The following is a 15,760-nucleotide window of genomic DNA, read 5'->3' on the forward strand; positions in this document are numbered from 1 at the left end:
CCTGAGGAAATTAGCCCTCTTGAGAGTAGGGCATCACATGTATAATGCCGCCCGTCTTTCGGGGAGTGGCGAAAACATTGCAAATGTTTGACGCAGCTCTCTAGAACAGGCCGTCAATGCATTTATTCTGCATCTCTTTAACGGCCGCTCCACTGCCGACTTGAACCGTATAGGCCCGTGAACCCTTGACCAGCCCTCTTCTAGAAGTCGTAGCGCTTGCCTGTGAGCGAGACTGGCGGATGCTCTTCGAACACCTCGATTTGCGTCTGTCCGGCGGCGAGATGTTGCAGATCAGCGGCCCCAACGGCAGCGGCAAGACCAGCCTGCTGCGCTTGCTCGCCGGGCTGATGCAGCCGACCGCCGGGCAAGTCCTGCTCAAGGGCCTGCCCTTGACCGAACAACGTACGGAGCTGGCGCATAACCTGCTGTGGATCGGCCATGCCGCCGGGATCAAGGACTTGCTGACACCCGAGGAGAACCTCAGTTGGTTGTGTGCCCTGCACCGGCCCGCCACGCACGAGGCCATCTGGCAAGCGCTGACGTCGGTCGGACTGCGCGGTTTCGAAGATGTTCCCTGCCACACCCTGTCCGCCGGTCAGCAACGGCGCGTGGCGCTGGCCCGCTTGTACCTGGACAGCCCGCCGTTGTGGATTCTCGACGAACCGTTCACCGCCCTCGACAAGCAGGGCGTCGCACAGCTTGAAGAACACCTGGCCGGGCATTGCGAGCGCGGCGGCATGGTGGTGTTGACCACGCACCACACCTTGACGCGGATGCCGGCCGGTTATCGCGACATCGATTTGGGGCACTGGGCCGTATGAGTGTTTTTGGACTATTGGTCGCCCGTGAGGCGCGTTTGCTGTTTCGCCGACCGGCGGAGCTGGCGAACCCGCTGGTGTTCTTCGCGATCGTTGTTGCATTGTTCCCTTTGGCGGTCGGACCCGAGACTCAATTGTTGCAAACCTTGTCTCCGGGGCTGGTCTGGGTAGCGGCGCTTTTGTCCGTCCTGCTTTCGCTGGACGGGCTTTTTCGCAGTGATTTCGAGGACGGTTCCCTCGAACAGTGGGTCCTTTCGTCGCACCCCCTGGCACTTCTGGTTTTGGCCAAGGTACTGGCACACTGGGTGTTTTCCGGCCTGGCGCTGGTATTGCTGGCGCCGTTGCTGGCATTGATGCTCGGGTTGCCTGCCGCGTGTCTGCCGGTCCTGCTGTTGTCGTTGCTGCTCGGTACGCCGGTATTGAGTTTGCTCGGGGCAGTAGGCGCGGCGCTGACGGTGGGGTTGAAGCGCGGCGGTCTGCTGCTGGCGCTGTTGATCCTTCCGCTGTACATCCCGGTGTTGATTCTCGGCAGTGGCGCCTTGCAGGCGACATTGCAGGGCATGCCGGCGACCGGTTATCTGCTATGGCTTGGGAGCCTGACCGCCCTGGCGATAACCCTGACACCTTTTGCAATAGCCGCTGGCCTGAAGATTAGCGTCGGCGAATAATGAGGTCTGGTCAAAATCTGATCAGTAAAGACCCTGGCTTTTCGTGACAACGAAAAGCAACCGTGATGGAAACAGTAATGAACTGGACTTGGTTTCATAAGCTCGGCTCGCCTAAATGGTTTTACGGCATCAGCGGCAGACTCCTGCCCTGGCTGAGCGTCGCGGCGTTGCTGCTGATCAGTGCCGGTGTGGTCTGGGGCCTGGCTTTCGCGCCACCGGACTACCAGCAAGGCAACAGCTTTCGCATCATCTACATCCACGTGCCTGCCGCCATGCTGGCGCAGTCCTGCTACGTGATGCTCGCCGTGTGCGGCATTGTCGGGCTGGTGTGGAAAATGAAGCTGGCCGACGTCGCCCTGCAATGCGCGGCGCCGATCGGTGCCTGGATGACCGCCGTGGCGCTGGTCACCGGGGCGATCTGGGGCAAGCCGACCTGGGGCTCGTGGTGGGTCTGGGACGCGCGCCTGACCTCGATGCTGATTCTGCTGTTTCTGTATTTCGGCCTGATTGCCCTGGGCAACGCCATCAGCAATCGCGACAGTGCGGCCAAGGCCTGCGCGGTACTGGCGATTGTCGGCGTGATCAATATCCCGATCATCAAGTACTCGGTGGAGTGGTGGAACACCCTGCACCAGGGCGCGACCTTCACCCTTACCGAAAAACCGGCCATGCCCGCAGAAATGTGGCTGCCGCTGTTGCTGACGGTGCTGGGTTTCTACTGTTTCTTTGGCGCCGTGCTGTTGTTGCGCATGCGCCTCGAAGTGCTCAAGCGTGAAGCCCGCGCCAGTTGGGTGAAAGCTGAAGTTCAAAACAGCCTGGGGGTCGCCCGATGAGTTTCGCTTCGTTCGGCGACTTCCTCGCCATGGGCCATCATGGCCTTTATGTCTGGACGTCTTATGGCATCTGCCTGGCGGTACTGGCCTTCAACGTGGCCGCGCCGATCCTGGCCCGCAAGCGTTATCTGCAACAAGAGGCGCGTCGTCTGCGCCGGGAGAACAGCAAGTGAATCCCCTGCGTAAAAAACGTCTGATCATCATTCTCGCGATTCTGATCGGGGTCGCCGCCGCCGTCGGCCTGGCCCTGAGTGCCTTGCAGCAGAACATCAACCTGTTTTACACCCCGACCCAGATCGCCAACGGCGAAGCCCCGCAAGACACGCGTATTCGTGCCGGCGGCATGGTCGAGGCCGGTTCGTTGCAGCGTTCCGGCGACTCGCTGGACGTGAAATTCGTCGTCACCGACTTCAACAAATCCGTGACCATCACCTATCGCGGCATTCTTCCGGACCTGTTCCGTGAAGGGCAGGGCATCGTGGCGCTGGGCAAGCTCAACGCCGAGGGCGTGGTGGTGGCCGACGAAGTACTGGCCAAGCACGACGAAAAATACATGCCGCCGGAAGTCACCAAGGCGCTCAAGGACAGCGGTCAGTCCGCGCCGACACAAGCGAAGGAGGGTTGATTCATGACCGCAGGTATCTTCATTCCCGAGTTGGGCCACCTGGCGATGATTCTCGCCCTGTGCTTCGCCGTCGTGCAGGCCATCGTGCCGTTGCTCGGGGCCTGGCGCGGTGACCGCATGTGGATGGGCCTGGCCCAGCCCGCGGCCTGGGGGCAGTTTGCCTTTCTGGCATTCGCCTTCGGTTGCTTGACTTACGCCTTCATGACCGACGATTTCTCCGTCGCCTATGTGGCCGGTAACTCCAACAGCGCGTTGCCGTGGTACTACAAGTTCAGTGCCGTGTGGGGCGCCCACGAAGGTTCCTTGCTGCTGTGGGCGCTGATTCTGGGCGGCTGGACCTTTGCAGTGTCGGTGTTCTCCCGGCAGTTGCCGCAGGTGATGCTGGCCCGTGTGCTGGCAGTGATGGGCATGATCAGCACCGGTTTCCTGCTGTTCCTGATCGTCACCTCGAACCCTTTTGCGCGCATCCTGCCGCAAGTCCCGGCGGATGGCCGTGACCTCAATCCGTTGCTGCAAGACATCGGCCTGATCGTGCACCCGCCGATGCTCTACATGGGCTACGTCGGTTTCTCGGTCGCCTTCGCCTTCGCCATTGCGGCGTTGCTTGGCGGTCGTCTGGATGCGGCATGGGCACGCTGGTCGCGTCCGTGGACCATCGTTGCCTGGGCGTTCCTCGGTATCGGCATCACCCTCGGCTCCTGGTGGGCCTACTACGAACTCGGCTGGGGCGGCTGGTGGTTCTGGGACCCGGTGGAAAACGCCTCGTTCATGCCATGGCTGGTGGGCACCGCGCTGATTCACTCATTGGCCGTCACCGAAAAACGCGGCGTGTTCAAGAGCTGGACCGTGCTGCTGGCTATCGCCGCCTTCTCGCTGAGCCTGCTGGGGACATTCCTGGTGCGTTCCGGCGTGCTGACCTCGGTGCACGCGTTTGCCTCGGACCCCGAGCGCGGCGTGTTCATCCTGTTCTTCCTGTTGTTCGTGGTCGGTGGCTCGCTGACGCTGTTCGCCTTGCGCGCCCCGGTAGTCAAGAGCCAGGTGGGCTTCAACCTGTGGTCTCGCGAAACCCTGTTGCTGGGTAACAACCTGGTGCTGGTGGTCGCGGCTTCGATGATTCTGCTCGGCACCTTGTATCCGCTGGTGCTCGATGCCCTGACCGGTGCCAAGCTGTCGGTCGGCCCGCCGTACTTCAACGCACTGTTCATCCCGTTGATGGCGTTGTTGATGGTGGTGATGGCGGTCGGCGTGCTGGTGCGCTGGAAAGACACCCCGGTGAAATGGCTGGTGGGCATGCTGACGCCAGTGTTGCTGGGCAGCGCCGCATTGGCCGTGGTCGCGGGCATCGCTTATGGCGACTTCAACTGGGCGGTGCTGGCGACGTTCATGCTCGCCGCCTGGGTGTTGCTGGCCGGTGTGCGTGACATTCTTGACAAAACCCGCCACAAAGGCCTGATCAAAGGCCTGCCAGGCCTGACCCGCAGCTATTGGGGCATGCAGATTGCGCATTTTGGCATCGCCGTGTGCGCCCTGGGCGTGGTGCTTTCCAGCCAGAACAGCGCCGAGCGCGACCTGCGTCTGGCGCCGGGCGAATCGATGGACCTGGCCGGTTATCACTTCATCTTCGAAGGCGCCAAGCACTTCGAAGGCCCGAACTTCACGTCCGACAAGGGCACGGTCCGGGTGATCCGCGACGGCAAGGAAGTCTCGGTATTGCACCCGGAAAAACGCCTGTACACCGTGCAGAACTCGGTGATGACCGAAGCCGGGATCGACGCCGGTTTCACCCGTGACATCTATGTGGCGTTGGGTGAGTCCCTGGGCGATGGCGCCTGGGCGGTGCGGGTTCACGTCAAACCGTTCGTGCGCTGGATCTGGTTCGGCGGCTTGCTCACAGGGTTCGGCGGGTTGCTGGCGGCGCTGGATCGGCGTTATCGGGTCAAGGTGAAAAGCCGCGTGCGTGAAGCACTGGGCATGACGGGAGCCACGGCATGAGACGTTGGTTGATGGTGTTGCCGCTGGCGCTGTTTCTGGTGGTGGCGGTGTTTCTTTACCGGGGCCTGTACCTGGACCCGGCCGAGTTGCCTTCGGCGATGATCGGCAAGCCGTTCCCGGAGTTTTCCCTGCCGGCCGTGCAGGGCGACAAGACCCTGACCAAGGCCGATTTGCTGGGTAAACCGGCACTGGTCAACGTGTGGGGCACCTGGTGCGTTTCCTGCCGGGTCGAGCACCCGGTGTTGAACAAACTGTCCCAGCAGGGTGTGGTGATCTACGGCGTCAACTACAAGGACGTCAATGCCGATGCCGTGAAGTGGCTGGCCGAGTTCCACAACCCGTACCTGCTGGACATCCGTGACGAGGAGGGCTCGCTGGGTCTGAACCTCGGCGTTTATGGCGCCCCGGAAACCTTCTTCATCGACGCCAAGGGCATCATTCGCGACAAATTCGTTGGCGTGATCGATGAGCAGGTCTGGCGCGAACAACTGGCGGCCAAGTATCAGGCGCTGGTGGACGAGGCCAAACCATGAAGCGCTGGATAGCTGCCGCTGTACTGGGCTTGAGCATGGCTGGCGTGGCCCACGCGGCCATCGACACCTACGAGTTTGCCAAAGAAGGCGATCGCGAGCGTTTTCGCGAGCTGACCAAAGAGCTGCGTTGCCCCAAGTGCCAGAATCAGGACATCGCCGATTCCAATGCACCGATTGCCGCCGACCTGCGCAAAGAGATTTTCCGCATGCTCGGCGAGGGTAAGGACAACCAGCAGATCATCGACTTCATGGTCGACCGTTATGGCGACTTCGTGCGCTACAAACCGGCCCTGACCGGCAAGACCGCGCTGCTGTGGTTCGGTCCGGCCGGGTTGCTGCTGGGCGGGCTCACGGTGATCGTCGTGATCGTCCGTCGCCGTCGCGCCGAGCGCATTGCCGGCACCGACTCGCTTTCTGCCGAGGAGCGTCAGCGCCTCGACCACCTGTTGGATAACACCAAGAATGATTGATTTCTGGCTTGCTGCAGGTCTGCTCCTACTGGTTGCCCTGAGTTTTCTGCTGATCCCGGTTTTGCGTGGCCGTCGCGCCCAGCGTGAAGAGGATCGTACCGCGCTGAACGTGGCGCTTTATCAAGAGCGCGTGGCTGAGTTGCAATCGCAACAGGCTGAAGGCGTACTCGATGCGACCCAAATGGACGCCGGCCGCGATGAGGCCGCGCGCGAATTGCTGGCCGACACCGAAGGTGCCGACACGGGCCGGGTGTCGCGTTTGGGCAAGCCATTGCCATTGCTGGCGGCAATCCTGGTCCCGGTGTTGGGCCTGGGTCTGTATTTGCATTTCGGCGCCAGTGACAAGGTCGAACTGACCCGCGAATTCGCCCAGGCACCGCAGTCGATGGAAGAGATGACCCAGCGTCTGGAGCGTGCCGTCGCCGCTCAACCGGATTCCGCCGAAGGCCTGTACTTCCTCGGGCGCACCTACATGGCTCAGGACCGTCCGGCAGACGCCGCGAAGATCTTCGAGCGCACTGTTGCGCTGGCCGGTCGTCAGCCCGAGCTGCTCGGTCAATGGGCGCAGGCGCAGTACTTCGCCGACAACAAGAAGTGGTCGGACAAGGTTCAGGCCCTGACCGACGAGGCGCTCAAGGCCGATCCGAAGGAAGTCACCAGCCTTGGCCTGCTGGGCATCGCCGCGTTTGAAAGCGAGCGTTATCAGGACGCCATCGACTACTGGACCCGTCTGTTGGCGCAACTGCCGGCAGACGACAACTCCCGTGGCGCATTGCAGGGCGGCATTGCCCGGGCCAGCGAAAAACTGCAAGAGGGCGGCGCTAAAGTGGCCCAGGCACCGGTTGCCGCGATGAAGTCTGCGGCGTTGATCAAAGTGACGGTCGACCTGGCCGCCGAAGTGAAAGCCAGGGTTCAGCCGGGTGACAGCGTGTTCATCTTCGCCCGCGCCGCTTCTGGCCCACCGGCGCCATTGGCCGCCAAACGCCTGACGGTTGCCGACTTGCCGGCGACCGTTGAGCTGGGCGATGCCGATGCGATGATGCCGCAGTTGAAACTGTCGAACTTTCCTGAAGTCCAACTGGTTGCGCGCATCTCCCGTGCCGGCCAACCGACTGCCGGCGAGTGGGTCGGTCGCAGCGAGCCTTTGGCCAGCAGCACCACCGCGCCGCAACAATTGACCATCGACAGTCCGGACAAATAACCAGGAAAACCGCTATGACCGCCATCGCTCGCATCACCCTGCTCAGTCTTGTCCTGGGGTTAAGCGCATGCGCGGTCCAGCGGCCGACATCCCATCACCCGCAGTTACCACCGATTCCGCCCTCCGGGCCGAGCGTCAAACCGGGTCCGTCCACCGCCCCCGGCAAACCGGTAACCCCGAACAAACCGGCCAAACCACAGCCGCGCACCTCCGCGAGCTTCGCCCCGCCACCGGGTGGCAACAGCCATTGGGATGCCAGGCTTGGGGTCTACGTCCTCGACAACCAGACCAACACCTTCTACCGCCAGCGCACCTACTACCGCTGGAACAACGGCTGGAGCCGCTCCATCAGCCCGAATGGGCCGTGGGAAGAAACCGACATCCACGGTGTGCCATCGGGGTTGGGCCGCCAGTACGGTCAATAACGCAAACGGCGACCCAAGGCAGTCTGTGTGAAAACTACTGCGCTCGACAATCCTGCGTTAAAAACAGGCTCGGAATGCTCATTTACAACCCGTAAACTCCGCTTCCTCGCCTGTTTTTGCCTTGTCTTGCCTTCGCTCGTTACATTTTCACACGGCCTGCAAGGGTCGCCGTTTTTTATGCGCTGATCGGCGCTGCCGGGCACTTGTCCTTGATCGATTTCACACGCTGTAAAACAACCGTACGTCACGCATCGATCTTTTGTGCTTGAGTAAAGATAACTCTAGGGTTACTTTTAATGGCGCTGGTGCAAGGAGGCGGGTGGTGCAGAGCAGGTTATTGATCAAAGAACTGGAAGCCGCTGGCTGGAGGCTTGACAGGGTCACAGGCAGTCATCACATCCTCACTCATCCCTACAGCCCGTATACGATACCTGTCCCTCATCCCAAGAAAGACTTGCCGCTGGGGACCGTTAAAAGCATCAGGAGGCGAGCCGGGCTTCATTACCCGATTCCCCCTCTGGCAGGAGATCCATAATGCAATATCCAATCTGTATCGAGTGGGGCGACGAGAACACCGCTATCGGTATTCAGATCCCCGATATCCCGGGTGCTGTCACCGCAGGCGATACTTTTGAAGACGCGTACAACGCGGCGGTCGAAGTTGCCCACATCATGCTGCAAGAGATCGTGGCAAGCGAGGAGGACATTCCGATGCCGACCTCGACGGCGGCGCATCGCAGTAACCCAGAGTTCCTCGATATGGGGTGGGGGATGCTGGAACTCGACATCGCGCCCTATCTCGGTAAAACCGAGAAGGTCAACGTGACGTTGCCAGGCTACGTGATCCAGCGCATCGACCGGTATGTCCGTGAGCACAACGTCAAAAGCCGTTCATCGTTTCTGGCGGATGCTGCGCTGGAGAAACTGGTTCGGCGTTGAAGGCTACGCGTATTGGGCGCACTCATCGCGTTCGATGCCGAATTCACTGACATGCAGCCCGACAGCACGCCTATGCTTTGCGTACGTTGTGGAGTGGGTGCGCCCTCAGCACCTCTGAACCGTCCCTTATCGGAAGCCGATCCCATGAATGTGAGTGTCAGTCGTCTGTTACGTGGCCTGTGCGCCATCACACTGGGCAGCCTGATGGTGGCTGCGTCCGCCCAGGCGCAGGACGCCCCCGGCATGCGCATCGGCGTGCGTGGCGAAATCACCACCGTCGCCGCCGATTCACTGACCGTGCATGCCAACAGCGGTGAAAACGTCACCGTCAACCTGACGGCGGAGACTCAGGTTCGCGCCGTAACCCTGGCCAACATCGAAGACATCAAACCCGGCAGTTACATTGGCTCTGCCGCCATACCTCAGGATGACGGCACTCTCAAGGCTCTGGAAGTGCATGTCTTCCCCCCTAAAATGGCTGGAACCGGGGAGGGCCATCGGCCCTTCGACCTGGTCAAGGGCAGCAGTATGACCAATGGTAGCGTCGGTGATCTGGTGGTCAGTAATGGCCGGACGTTGACCGTCAACTACAAGGGCGGCCAGCAGACGATCCTGGTGCCCGAGGATGTGCCGATCGTCAACCTCACACCGGGCGACCGCAGCCTGCTCAAGCCGGGCGTCAAGGTGGTGTTGTTCGCCACTCAGGGCGCCGACGGCACACTGACGGCGCAGTCGATTTCGGCTGGCAAGGATGGCGTGAAGCCGCCGATGTAGGCTGAGACACTGGGTATCCCGAGCGAATGACCCGCCCATGGACGGTTGGCGGGCCGTTATGTTTCCCGGTGTTGCCGTTGAGGTGTTTGAGTGGAACTTCGATCAGCGTTGGTTTAGGTTTTCCGGCCGTTCTGGAAAATCGGAAGTTCCTATGCAGAAGTCAGTTTTGAATCCCCCCAGCGTGTTCAACGCGCTTCAGTACGGCTTCAGTCAGGCCGTTGAAGTGAGCGGTGGGCGTCGTTTGTTGCTCTCCGGGCAGGTGGGGGTCGATGAGCATGAGCGCACCGTTGCGCCGGGGTTGCGCGAGCAGACGGATAAGGCCTTCGATAACATCGAAAAGGTACTGGCCGAGGCGGGTGGGAAGCTGTCCCATGTGGTCATGATGCGGATTTACATTGCCGAGTCGGCCCGTGATGGGCAGGACCAGATCACCCAAGTGTTGCTGGAGCGTTTCCCGAGCAATCCACCGGCCTCTTCGTGGATCATCGTCAGCGGCCTGTCACTGCCGCAATGGTTGATCGAGGTCGAAGTGGAGGCCGTTCTGCCTTGACAGTCCCAGTATCGTAGCGACAAAAAAGCGACCCGAAGGTCGCTTTTTTCATGATTGGCTCAGTACTTACTGGCCGCTGTAGATCTGGTCGAAAACCCCGCCATCGTTGAAGTGGGTCTTCTGCACGGTGCGCCAGTCACCGAAGGTTTTCTCCACCGACAGGAAGTCGACTTTCGGGAAGCGGTCGGTGTACTTGGCCAGTACCGCAGGGTCACGCGGACGCAGGTAGTTGGCGGCGGCGATTTCCTGGCCTTCAGGCGACCACAGGTACTTCAGGTATTCTTCGGCGGCCGCACGGGTGCCTTTCTTGTCGACGACCTTATCAACCACACTCACCGGTGGCTCGGCTTCGGCAGAGACGCTTGGGTAGATCACTTCGAACTGGTCGCGGCCGAACTCGCGGGCGATCATTTCCGCTTCGTTTTCGAAGGTCACCAACACATCGCCGATCTGGTTCGTCATGAACGTGGTGGTGGCGGCACGGCCACCGGTATCGAGTACCGGGGCTTGTTTGAACAGCTTGCCGACGAAGTCCTTGGCTTTGTTCTCGTCACCGCCGTTTTTCAGCACGTAACCCCAGGCCGAGAGGTAGGTGTAGCGGCCATTACCCGAGGTTTTCGGGTTGGGCACGATCACTTGCACGCCGTCCTTGAGCAGGTCAGGCCAGTCTTTCAGGGCTTTCGGGTTGCCCTTGCGCACGATGAACACGGTGGCCGAGGTGAACGGCGCGCTGTTGTTCGGCAGGCGAGTCACCCAGTTGTCCGGGACCAGTTTGCCGTTGTCGGCCAGGGCGTTGATGTCGGTGGCCATGTTCATGGTGATTACGTCAGCCGGCAGGCCGTCGATCACCGAACGCGCCTGTTTGCTGGAGCCGCCGAAGGACATTTGCAGGGTGATGTTTTCGTTGTGCTGCGCTTGCCAGTGTTTCTGGAAGGCAGTGTTGTAGTCCTTGTAGAAATCGCGCATCACGTCGTAGGACACGTTGAGCAGGGTCGGTGCGGCCTGAGCCACGCTCGCCAGGGCCAGGCCAGCGGCCAGAAGTGAGGCGCCAAAGATCTTTTTCACTGCACATTCCTTTTGTTCGAGAGAGTGAAGGCAATTTGCCGTCGACTATAGCCGGGGCTGCATATCTCTTTAAAGATTAAAAAGCACTTTGCTTATTCCATTTTCTTGAAAAGCGCATTGCCGCAGCGCGAGCAAAACGCCGCGCTGGGTTCATGGCTGTTCTTGCTGCACACCGGGCAATCATGTTGCAGCTGTTCGCCGCGCATGGCACTGGCCAGTTCCGCGGTGAAAATCCCGGTGGGCACCGCGATGATCGAATAACCGGTGATCATCACCATCGAGGAGATGACTTGCCCCAGCGCGGTCTTGGGCACGATGTCGCCATAACCCACGGTGGTCAGGGTGACGATAGCCCAGTAGATGCCCTTGGGAATGCTGGTGAAGCCATGCTCCGGGCCTTCGACCACGTACATCAGGGTGCCGAACACAATGACCAGGGTGCAGACGCTGAGCAGGAACACGAGGATTTTCTGTTTACTGCCGCGCAAGGCATCGAGCAGGTAATGGGCCCTGCTTCAGGTAAGGGCTGAGCTTGAGCACGCGGAAGATCCGCAGCATCCTGATGATCCGGATGATCAGCAGGTACTGGGCATCGCTGTAATACAGCGCGAGGACGCCCGGTACGATGGCCAGCAAATCCACCAGCCCGTAAAAACTGAAGGCGTAACGCAGGGGCTTGGGCGAGCAGTACAGGCGCAGGATGTATTCGGCCAGGAAGATGACCGTGAAGCCCCATTCGATGTACGCCAACAGGCTGGCGTAGTTCTGATGGACGTCATCAATGCTGTCGAGGATCACCACCACGAGGCTGGCGAGAATGATCAGCAGCAGGATGCTGTCGAAGCGCCGCCCGGCCACGGTGTCGGTCTGGAAAATCATCACGTACAGGCGGTGGCGCCACGTGTTGTTGCTGTCCATTGAAGTCGCCTTGGCCATAAATCAGCGCAGCCTAGGGGGATTCTCCGGGGTTTGGCAAGGCGCATGCTCATGGGGCGCCTGACGCAGCAGGCGAATCCCTGAGCGCAGCAACCAGCAGGCGAGAATAAAGGGCGCCGTCAACGTCGCCAGGCCTGCCGCCGCGAAGGCTGGTGTGAGGACGATCGCCAGCGCGATTCCCGCCAACGGCAGCCAGGGTTGCCGGCGCTGTTGGCTGAGGGCGAGTGCCGCCAGTGCGGGGTTGTAGCCGTGCACACCGAGCAAAGCACCGGGGGCTTCGTTCAACCATAAAGCGCAGGCCAGACCCGCGCCTGACCCCACCAATGCCCAGAGTGCGGCGCGACGGTTGGTCAGCAACAGCCCGACGGCAATCAACACGCCCGCCAACGGATGATCGAGGAAAACGACCTGGCCCAGACCTTTGAACTCGGCGCCGAGCAGGTTCAGGGCATCGAGTTCGGGCAGGGGCGCAGGGATTGAGTGCCGGGGAGCAGCAACGCTTAGCAGCAACCAGTCGATGGCCACGAACGGTGCGGTGTAGGCCGGCAGAAAATGCTGATCGCGGGCGCGCTTGAGCCATTGCTCGGTGAGGATGGCGCTCAGTCCGCCGCAGGCGAGGATCAGTGGCGGCAGCATGGCCGACCAGGGAAATTGCAGGCTGATCAACAGCCCGAGCAACACACCGTTGTAACTGTAGAGCCCGGCCTGGCGATCGGCTTTGGCATAACCGCGACGTTGCGCGGTGAGCAAGCCGGCGACGCCGCCCAGCAGCGCACCGCCGAGCAATGTCGGAGCTGTAAACAAAATGGCCAACAGGCACAGCAGACCGCACAGCGGATGGCGCTGGAGGAAAATCTGACTGAAGCCGTTGAGCAGGGCAGTGGCCCAGTCGGGGCAATGGTTGTTGAAATGGTTGGCCGGCATGATGGGGTCTGGAGGCAGAGGAGAATCAAAGGTCTTGCACACACGCTGTGGCGAGGGCGCTTGCTCCCGCTGGGCCGCAAAGCGGCCCTGAATCCGGTGAATGCGGTTTCTCTGTGGAACCCGTCATGCCGAAAGACGACTGCTTCGCAGCCGAGCGGGAGCAAGCTCCCTCGCCACAGGAGGGTGTTCGTCAGATCAGCGTTTCGATACGCAACGAATTGGTCGACCCCGGCTGACCGAACGGCACACCCGCGGTGATCAGCAGCGTATCGCCGCGTTTGGCCATGCCTTGTGCCTGGGCGATTTCCAGGGCGGTGGAGCAGACCTCATCGACCTGGCGCAAACGGTCGTTGACCACCGAATGCACGCCCCACGCCACGCTCAGGCGCCGTGCAGTTGAAAGGTTCGGTGTCAGGTTGAGAATCGGCACCGCCGGGCGCTCGCGTGCGGCCCGCAGGCTAGAACTGCCGGACTCGCTGTAGTTCACCAGCACTGCCACCGGCAGGATGTTGCTGATGCGGCGGATCGCGCAACTGATGGCATCGGAAGTAGTGGCTTCGGCCTTGGGGCGGCTGACATCCAGTTGCGCCTGGTAATCCGGGCCGTTTTCGACCTGGCGGATGATCTTGCTCATCATCTGCACGGCTTCAAGCGGGTACTCGCCGGACGCGGTTTCTGCCGACAGCATCACCGCGTCGGCACCTTCGGCCACGGCGTTGGCGACATCGGTGACTTCGGCACGGGTCGGCGCCGGGGAGAACCGCATCGACTCCAGCATCTGGGTCGCCACCACCACCGGTTTGCCGAGCTGGCGGCAAGTGCTGATGATGTCTTTCTGGATTTGCGGCACGCTCTCGGCCGGCACTTCCACGCCCAGGTCGCCACGGGCGACCATGATCGCGTCGCTCAGCTCGGCGATTTCGCGCAGTTGCTCGACGGCGGACGGTTTTTCGATTTTCGCCATCAGAAAGGCTTTGTCGCCGATCAGTGCGCGGGCCTCGTGAATGTCCTCGGGGCGCTGCACAAACGACAGCGCGACCCAATCCACACCCAGCTCAAGACCGAAGCTCAGGTCGCGACGATCCTTGGCGGTCAGCGGGCTGAGGTCGAGTACCGCTTGCGGCACGTTCACGCCTTTGCGGTCGGACAATTCACCGCCATTGAGCACGGTGGTGTCGATGGCATCGCTGTGTTTGGTGATGACCCGCAGGCGCAATTTGCCGTCGTCCAGCAGCAGGTCCATGCCGGGTGTCAGCGCGGCAATGATTTGCGGGTGGGGCAGGTTGACCCGGCGTTGATCGCCCGGCGTGCTGTCCAGGTCCAGGCGAAACGCCTGGCCGCGCACCAGTTGCACCTTGCCTTCGGCAAACGTGCCGACGCGCAGTTTCGGGCCTTGCAGGTCCATCAGAATGCCCAGCGGGTAGTTGAGCTGACGCTCGACGTCGCGGATCCACTGGTAGCGCTGCGCATGGTCGGCGTGATCGCCGTGGCTGAAGTTCAGGCGAAAGATGTTCACCCCGGCTTCCACCAGTTCGCGGATGTCGTCGATCCCGTCGATGGCGGGGCCCAGGGTGGCGAGGATTTTGACCTTTTTGTCAGGCGTCATTGTCAGGGCTCTCGAGAATCAGGATGGCGCGGAAGTCGTTGACGTTGGTACGCGTCGGCTCGGTGATGATCAGGTCGTCGAGTGCCGCGAAGTAGCCATAGCCATTGTTGTTGTCCAGCTCATCGCTGGCGCTTAACCCGAGGGCGGCGGCGCGGGCGTAGCTGCTTGGGGTCATGATCGCGCCAGCGTTGTCTTCGGAGCCGTCGATGCCGTCGGTATCACCGGCGATGGCGTACACGCCCGGCAGGCCTTTGAGGCTGTCGGTCAGGCTCAGCAGGAACTCGGCGTTGCGCCCGCCACGGCCATCGCCACGCAAGGTGACGGTGGTTTCGCCGCCAGAGAGAATGACGCAGGGCGCCGCCAACGGCTGGCCGTGCAGAACGACCTGACGGGCGATGCCGGCGTGGACCTTCGCCACTTCCCGGGACTCGCCTTCCAGGTCGCCGAGGATCAGCGGGCTGAAACCGGCCTGACGGGCTTTCACCGCCGCCGCTTCAAGGGACTGCTGAGGACGGGCGATCAGTTGGAAATGGTTGCGGGCCAGGCTCGGGTCGCCGGGTTTCACGGTTTCCGATTCGGGGCTTTGCAACCAGTCGCGCACCGACGCGGGAGTCTCGATGGCATAGCGCTTGAGGATCGCCAGGGCTTCGGCCGATGTGCTGGGGTCCGCCACGGTCGGGCCGGACGCGATCACGGTGGCAAGATCCCCCGGTACATCGGAGATCGCATAGGTGTAAACGGTGGCGGGCCAGCAGGCCTTGCCCAAACGACCACCCTTGATGGCCGAGAGGTGTTTGCGCACGCAGTTCATTTCGCCAATGGTCGCGCCAGAGCGCAGCAGGGCTTTGTTGATCGCCTGCTTGTCGGCCAGGGTAATGCCAGCGGCGGGCAACGCCAGCAGGGCTGAGCCGCCGCCCGAGAGCAGGAAGATCACGCGGTCGTCTTCGCTCAGGTGGCTCACCCGTTCCAGTACCCGTTTGGCCACGGCCAAACCTGCTGCGTCGGGCACCGGGTGGGCGGCTTCGACCACTTCGATTTTTTCGCAGGGTGCGCCGTGGCCGTAGCGGGTAACCACCAGGCCAGACACTTCACCCTGCCAGCAGCGCTCGACCACTTGGGCCATCGCGGCGGCGGCCTTGCCGGCGCCGATAACGATCACGCGGCCGCTGCGGTCCTTGGGTAAATGGGCTTCGAGCACCTGTTGCGGGTGGGCGGAGTCGATGGCTGTGGCAAACAGCTCGCGCAGGAATTGTTGCGGATCGACCGACATGGCGGGCTCCCGGGGTTTTTGTTATTGGGGTAGGGGGCAGCGGGTGTTACGACGCGGTCGATTGTGGGAGCTGGCTTGCCTGCGATTCAGGCGACGCGTTGTGTCAGGTACACCGCGGCGATTTCATCGCG

General features: G+C 61.6%; 18 protein-coding genes and 1 pseudogene. 14 read left to right on the top strand and 5 right to left on the bottom strand.

Annotated elements, in window-relative coordinates; translation table 11 throughout:
• Window positions 1-185: 185 nt before the first annotated feature.
• The 14 genes from ccmA (at window position 186) to AABM54_RS08345 (ending at window position 9,828) form a co-directional block, all read left to right on the top strand.
• Entirely contained in the window at window positions 186-821 is a 636-nt protein-coding gene (gene ccmA, locus AABM54_RS08280; protein ID WP_347904797.1) for a cytochrome c biogenesis heme-transporting ATPase CcmA, read from the top strand.
• Window positions 818-1,486: a heme exporter protein CcmB gene (gene ccmB / locus AABM54_RS08285; RefSeq protein ID WP_347904798.1), complete on the top strand. Its 669-nt coding sequence runs from the start codon at window positions 818-820 to the stop codon at window positions 1,484-1,486. Before ccmA ends, ccmB begins: the two co-directional genes overlap by 4 nt.
• 77 nt (window positions 1,487-1,563) lie before the next feature.
• Window positions 1,564-2,319: a heme ABC transporter permease gene (locus tag AABM54_RS08290; RefSeq protein WP_347904799.1), complete on the top strand. Its 756-nt coding sequence runs from the start codon at window positions 1,564-1,566 to the stop codon at window positions 2,317-2,319.
• Window positions 2,316-2,492 (top strand): heme exporter protein CcmD, encoded by a 177-nt coding sequence (gene ccmD / locus AABM54_RS08295; protein ID WP_347904800.1) that lies wholly within the window; start codon window positions 2,316-2,318, stop codon window positions 2,490-2,492. Before AABM54_RS08290 ends, ccmD begins: the two co-directional genes overlap by 4 nt.
• Entirely contained in the window at window positions 2,489-2,944 is a 456-nt protein-coding gene (gene ccmE / locus AABM54_RS08300; protein WP_347904801.1) for a cytochrome c maturation protein CcmE, read from the top strand. The genes ccmD and ccmE overlap by 4 nt, the downstream gene beginning before the upstream one ends.
• 3 nt (window positions 2,945-2,947) lie before the next feature.
• Window positions 2,948-4,936: a heme lyase CcmF/NrfE family subunit gene (locus tag AABM54_RS08305; RefSeq protein WP_347904802.1), complete on the top strand. Its 1,989-nt coding sequence runs from the start codon at window positions 2,948-2,950 to the stop codon at window positions 4,934-4,936.
• The gene (locus AABM54_RS08310; RefSeq protein WP_347904803.1) at window positions 4,933-5,469 is read left to right on the top strand and encodes a DsbE family thiol:disulfide interchange protein; all 537 of its coding nucleotides are present in this window, start codon (window positions 4,933-4,935) and stop codon (window positions 5,467-5,469) included. Before AABM54_RS08305 ends, AABM54_RS08310 begins: the two co-directional genes overlap by 4 nt.
• The gene (locus AABM54_RS08315; protein WP_347904804.1) at window positions 5,466-5,939 is read left to right on the top strand and encodes a cytochrome c-type biogenesis protein; all 474 of its coding nucleotides are present in this window, start codon (window positions 5,466-5,468) and stop codon (window positions 5,937-5,939) included. Before AABM54_RS08310 ends, AABM54_RS08315 begins: the two co-directional genes overlap by 4 nt.
• The gene (gene ccmI / locus AABM54_RS08320; protein WP_347904805.1) at window positions 5,932-7,140 is read left to right on the top strand and encodes a c-type cytochrome biogenesis protein CcmI; all 1,209 of its coding nucleotides are present in this window, start codon (window positions 5,932-5,934) and stop codon (window positions 7,138-7,140) included. Before AABM54_RS08315 ends, ccmI begins: the two co-directional genes overlap by 8 nt.
• 14 nt (window positions 7,141-7,154) lie before the next feature.
• Window positions 7,155-7,565 (top strand): hypothetical protein, encoded by a 411-nt coding sequence (locus AABM54_RS08325; protein WP_347904806.1) that lies wholly within the window; start codon window positions 7,155-7,157, stop codon window positions 7,563-7,565.
• 322 nt (window positions 7,566-7,887) lie between these two features.
• Complete coding sequence (locus AABM54_RS08330) at window positions 7,888-8,100, top strand: type II toxin-antitoxin system HicA family toxin (protein ID WP_347906153.1); 213 nt, start codon at window positions 7,888-7,890, stop codon at window positions 8,098-8,100.
• Window positions 8,100-8,504 carry a type II toxin-antitoxin system HicB family antitoxin gene (locus AABM54_RS08335; protein ID WP_347904807.1) on the top strand — a complete coding sequence of 135 codons (405 nt, stop codon included), beginning with the start codon at window positions 8,100-8,102 and terminating at the stop codon, window positions 8,502-8,504. Before AABM54_RS08330 ends, AABM54_RS08335 begins: the two co-directional genes overlap by 1 nt.
• Window positions 8,505-8,648: 144 nt before the next feature.
• Window positions 8,649-9,278 carry a DUF5666 domain-containing protein gene (locus AABM54_RS08340; RefSeq protein ID WP_347904809.1) on the top strand — a complete coding sequence of 210 codons (630 nt, stop codon included), beginning with the start codon at window positions 8,649-8,651 and terminating at the stop codon, window positions 9,276-9,278.
• A gap of 151 nt (window positions 9,279-9,429) precedes the next feature.
• Complete coding sequence (locus AABM54_RS08345) at window positions 9,430-9,828, top strand: Rid family hydrolase (RefSeq protein WP_347904811.1); 399 nt, start codon at window positions 9,430-9,432, stop codon at window positions 9,826-9,828.
• A 66-nt stretch (window positions 9,829-9,894) separates the two neighbouring features.
• Here AABM54_RS08345 and AABM54_RS08350 read toward each other — a convergent pair whose 3' ends face one another.
• From AABM54_RS08350 to AABM54_RS08370, 5 genes and pseudogenes are all read right to left on the bottom strand, one after another.
• The gene (locus tag AABM54_RS08350; RefSeq protein ID WP_347904813.1) at window positions 9,895-10,893 is read right to left on the bottom strand and encodes a sulfate ABC transporter substrate-binding protein; all 999 of its coding nucleotides are present in this window, start codon (window positions 10,891-10,893) and stop codon (window positions 9,895-9,897) included.
• Between the two features lie 92 nt (window positions 10,894-10,985).
• A pseudogene (locus AABM54_RS08355) lies at window positions 10,986-11,811 on the bottom strand (ion transporter).
• Between the two features lie 21 nt (window positions 11,812-11,832).
• Window positions 11,833-12,753 (bottom strand): urea transporter, encoded by a 921-nt coding sequence (locus AABM54_RS08360; RefSeq protein WP_347904815.1) that lies wholly within the window; start codon window positions 12,751-12,753, stop codon window positions 11,833-11,835.
• 190 nt (window positions 12,754-12,943) lie between these two features.
• Window positions 12,944-14,359, bottom strand: coding sequence for a pyruvate kinase (gene pyk, locus AABM54_RS08365; protein ID WP_347904817.1), 1,416 nt, complete (start codon window positions 14,357-14,359; stop codon window positions 12,944-12,946).
• The gene (locus tag AABM54_RS08370) at window positions 14,349-15,629 is read right to left on the bottom strand and encodes a glycerate kinase (protein ID WP_347904818.1); all 1,281 of its coding nucleotides are present in this window, start codon (window positions 15,627-15,629) and stop codon (window positions 14,349-14,351) included. Before AABM54_RS08370 ends, pyk begins: the two co-directional genes overlap by 11 nt.
• Window positions 15,630-15,760 lie beyond the last annotated feature (131 nt).

Source organism: Pseudomonas purpurea (genome assembly GCF_039908635.1).
In the GTDB taxonomy this organism is placed as follows: domain Bacteria; phylum Pseudomonadota; class Gammaproteobacteria; order Pseudomonadales; family Pseudomonadaceae; genus Aquipseudomonas; species Aquipseudomonas purpurea.

What these genes read in the sequence shown, in the direction of transcription:
- ccmB (WP_347904798.1), top strand. Translation starts at nt 818, where the DNA reads ATGAGTGTTTTTGGACTATTGGTCGCCCGTGAGGCGCGTTTGCTGTTT.
- AABM54_RS08290 (WP_347904799.1), top strand. Translation starts at nt 1,564, where the DNA reads ATGAACTGGACTTGGTTTCATAAGCTCGGCTCGCCTAAATGGTTTTAC.
- ccmD (WP_347904800.1), top strand. Translation starts at nt 2,316, where the DNA reads ATGAGTTTCGCTTCGTTCGGCGACTTCCTCGCCATGGGCCATCATGGC.
- AABM54_RS08305 (WP_347904802.1), top strand. Translation starts at nt 2,948, where the DNA reads ATGACCGCAGGTATCTTCATTCCCGAGTTGGGCCACCTGGCGATGATT.
- AABM54_RS08310 (WP_347904803.1), top strand. Translation starts at nt 4,933, where the DNA reads ATGAGACGTTGGTTGATGGTGTTGCCGCTGGCGCTGTTTCTGGTGGTG.
- AABM54_RS08315 (WP_347904804.1), top strand. Translation starts at nt 5,466, where the DNA reads ATGAAGCGCTGGATAGCTGCCGCTGTACTGGGCTTGAGCATGGCTGGC.
- ccmI (WP_347904805.1), top strand. Translation starts at nt 5,932, where the DNA reads ATGATTGATTTCTGGCTTGCTGCAGGTCTGCTCCTACTGGTTGCCCTG.
- AABM54_RS08325 (WP_347904806.1), top strand. Translation starts at nt 7,155, where the DNA reads ATGACCGCCATCGCTCGCATCACCCTGCTCAGTCTTGTCCTGGGGTTA.
- AABM54_RS08335 (WP_347904807.1), top strand. Translation starts at nt 8,100, where the DNA reads ATGCAATATCCAATCTGTATCGAGTGGGGCGACGAGAACACCGCTATC.
- AABM54_RS08340 (WP_347904809.1), top strand. Translation starts at nt 8,649, where the DNA reads ATGAATGTGAGTGTCAGTCGTCTGTTACGTGGCCTGTGCGCCATCACA.
- AABM54_RS08345 (WP_347904811.1), top strand. Translation starts at nt 9,430, where the DNA reads ATGCAGAAGTCAGTTTTGAATCCCCCCAGCGTGTTCAACGCGCTTCAG.
- AABM54_RS08360 (WP_347904815.1), bottom strand. Translation starts at nt 12,753, where the DNA reads ATGCCGGCCAACCATTTCAACAACCATTGCCCCGACTGGGCCACTGCC.
- pyk (WP_347904817.1), bottom strand. Translation starts at nt 14,359, where the DNA reads ATGACGCCTGACAAAAAGGTCAAAATCCTCGCCACCCTGGGCCCCGCC.
- AABM54_RS08370 (WP_347904818.1), bottom strand. Translation starts at nt 15,629, where the DNA reads ATGTCGGTCGATCCGCAACAATTCCTGCGCGAGCTGTTTGCCACAGCC.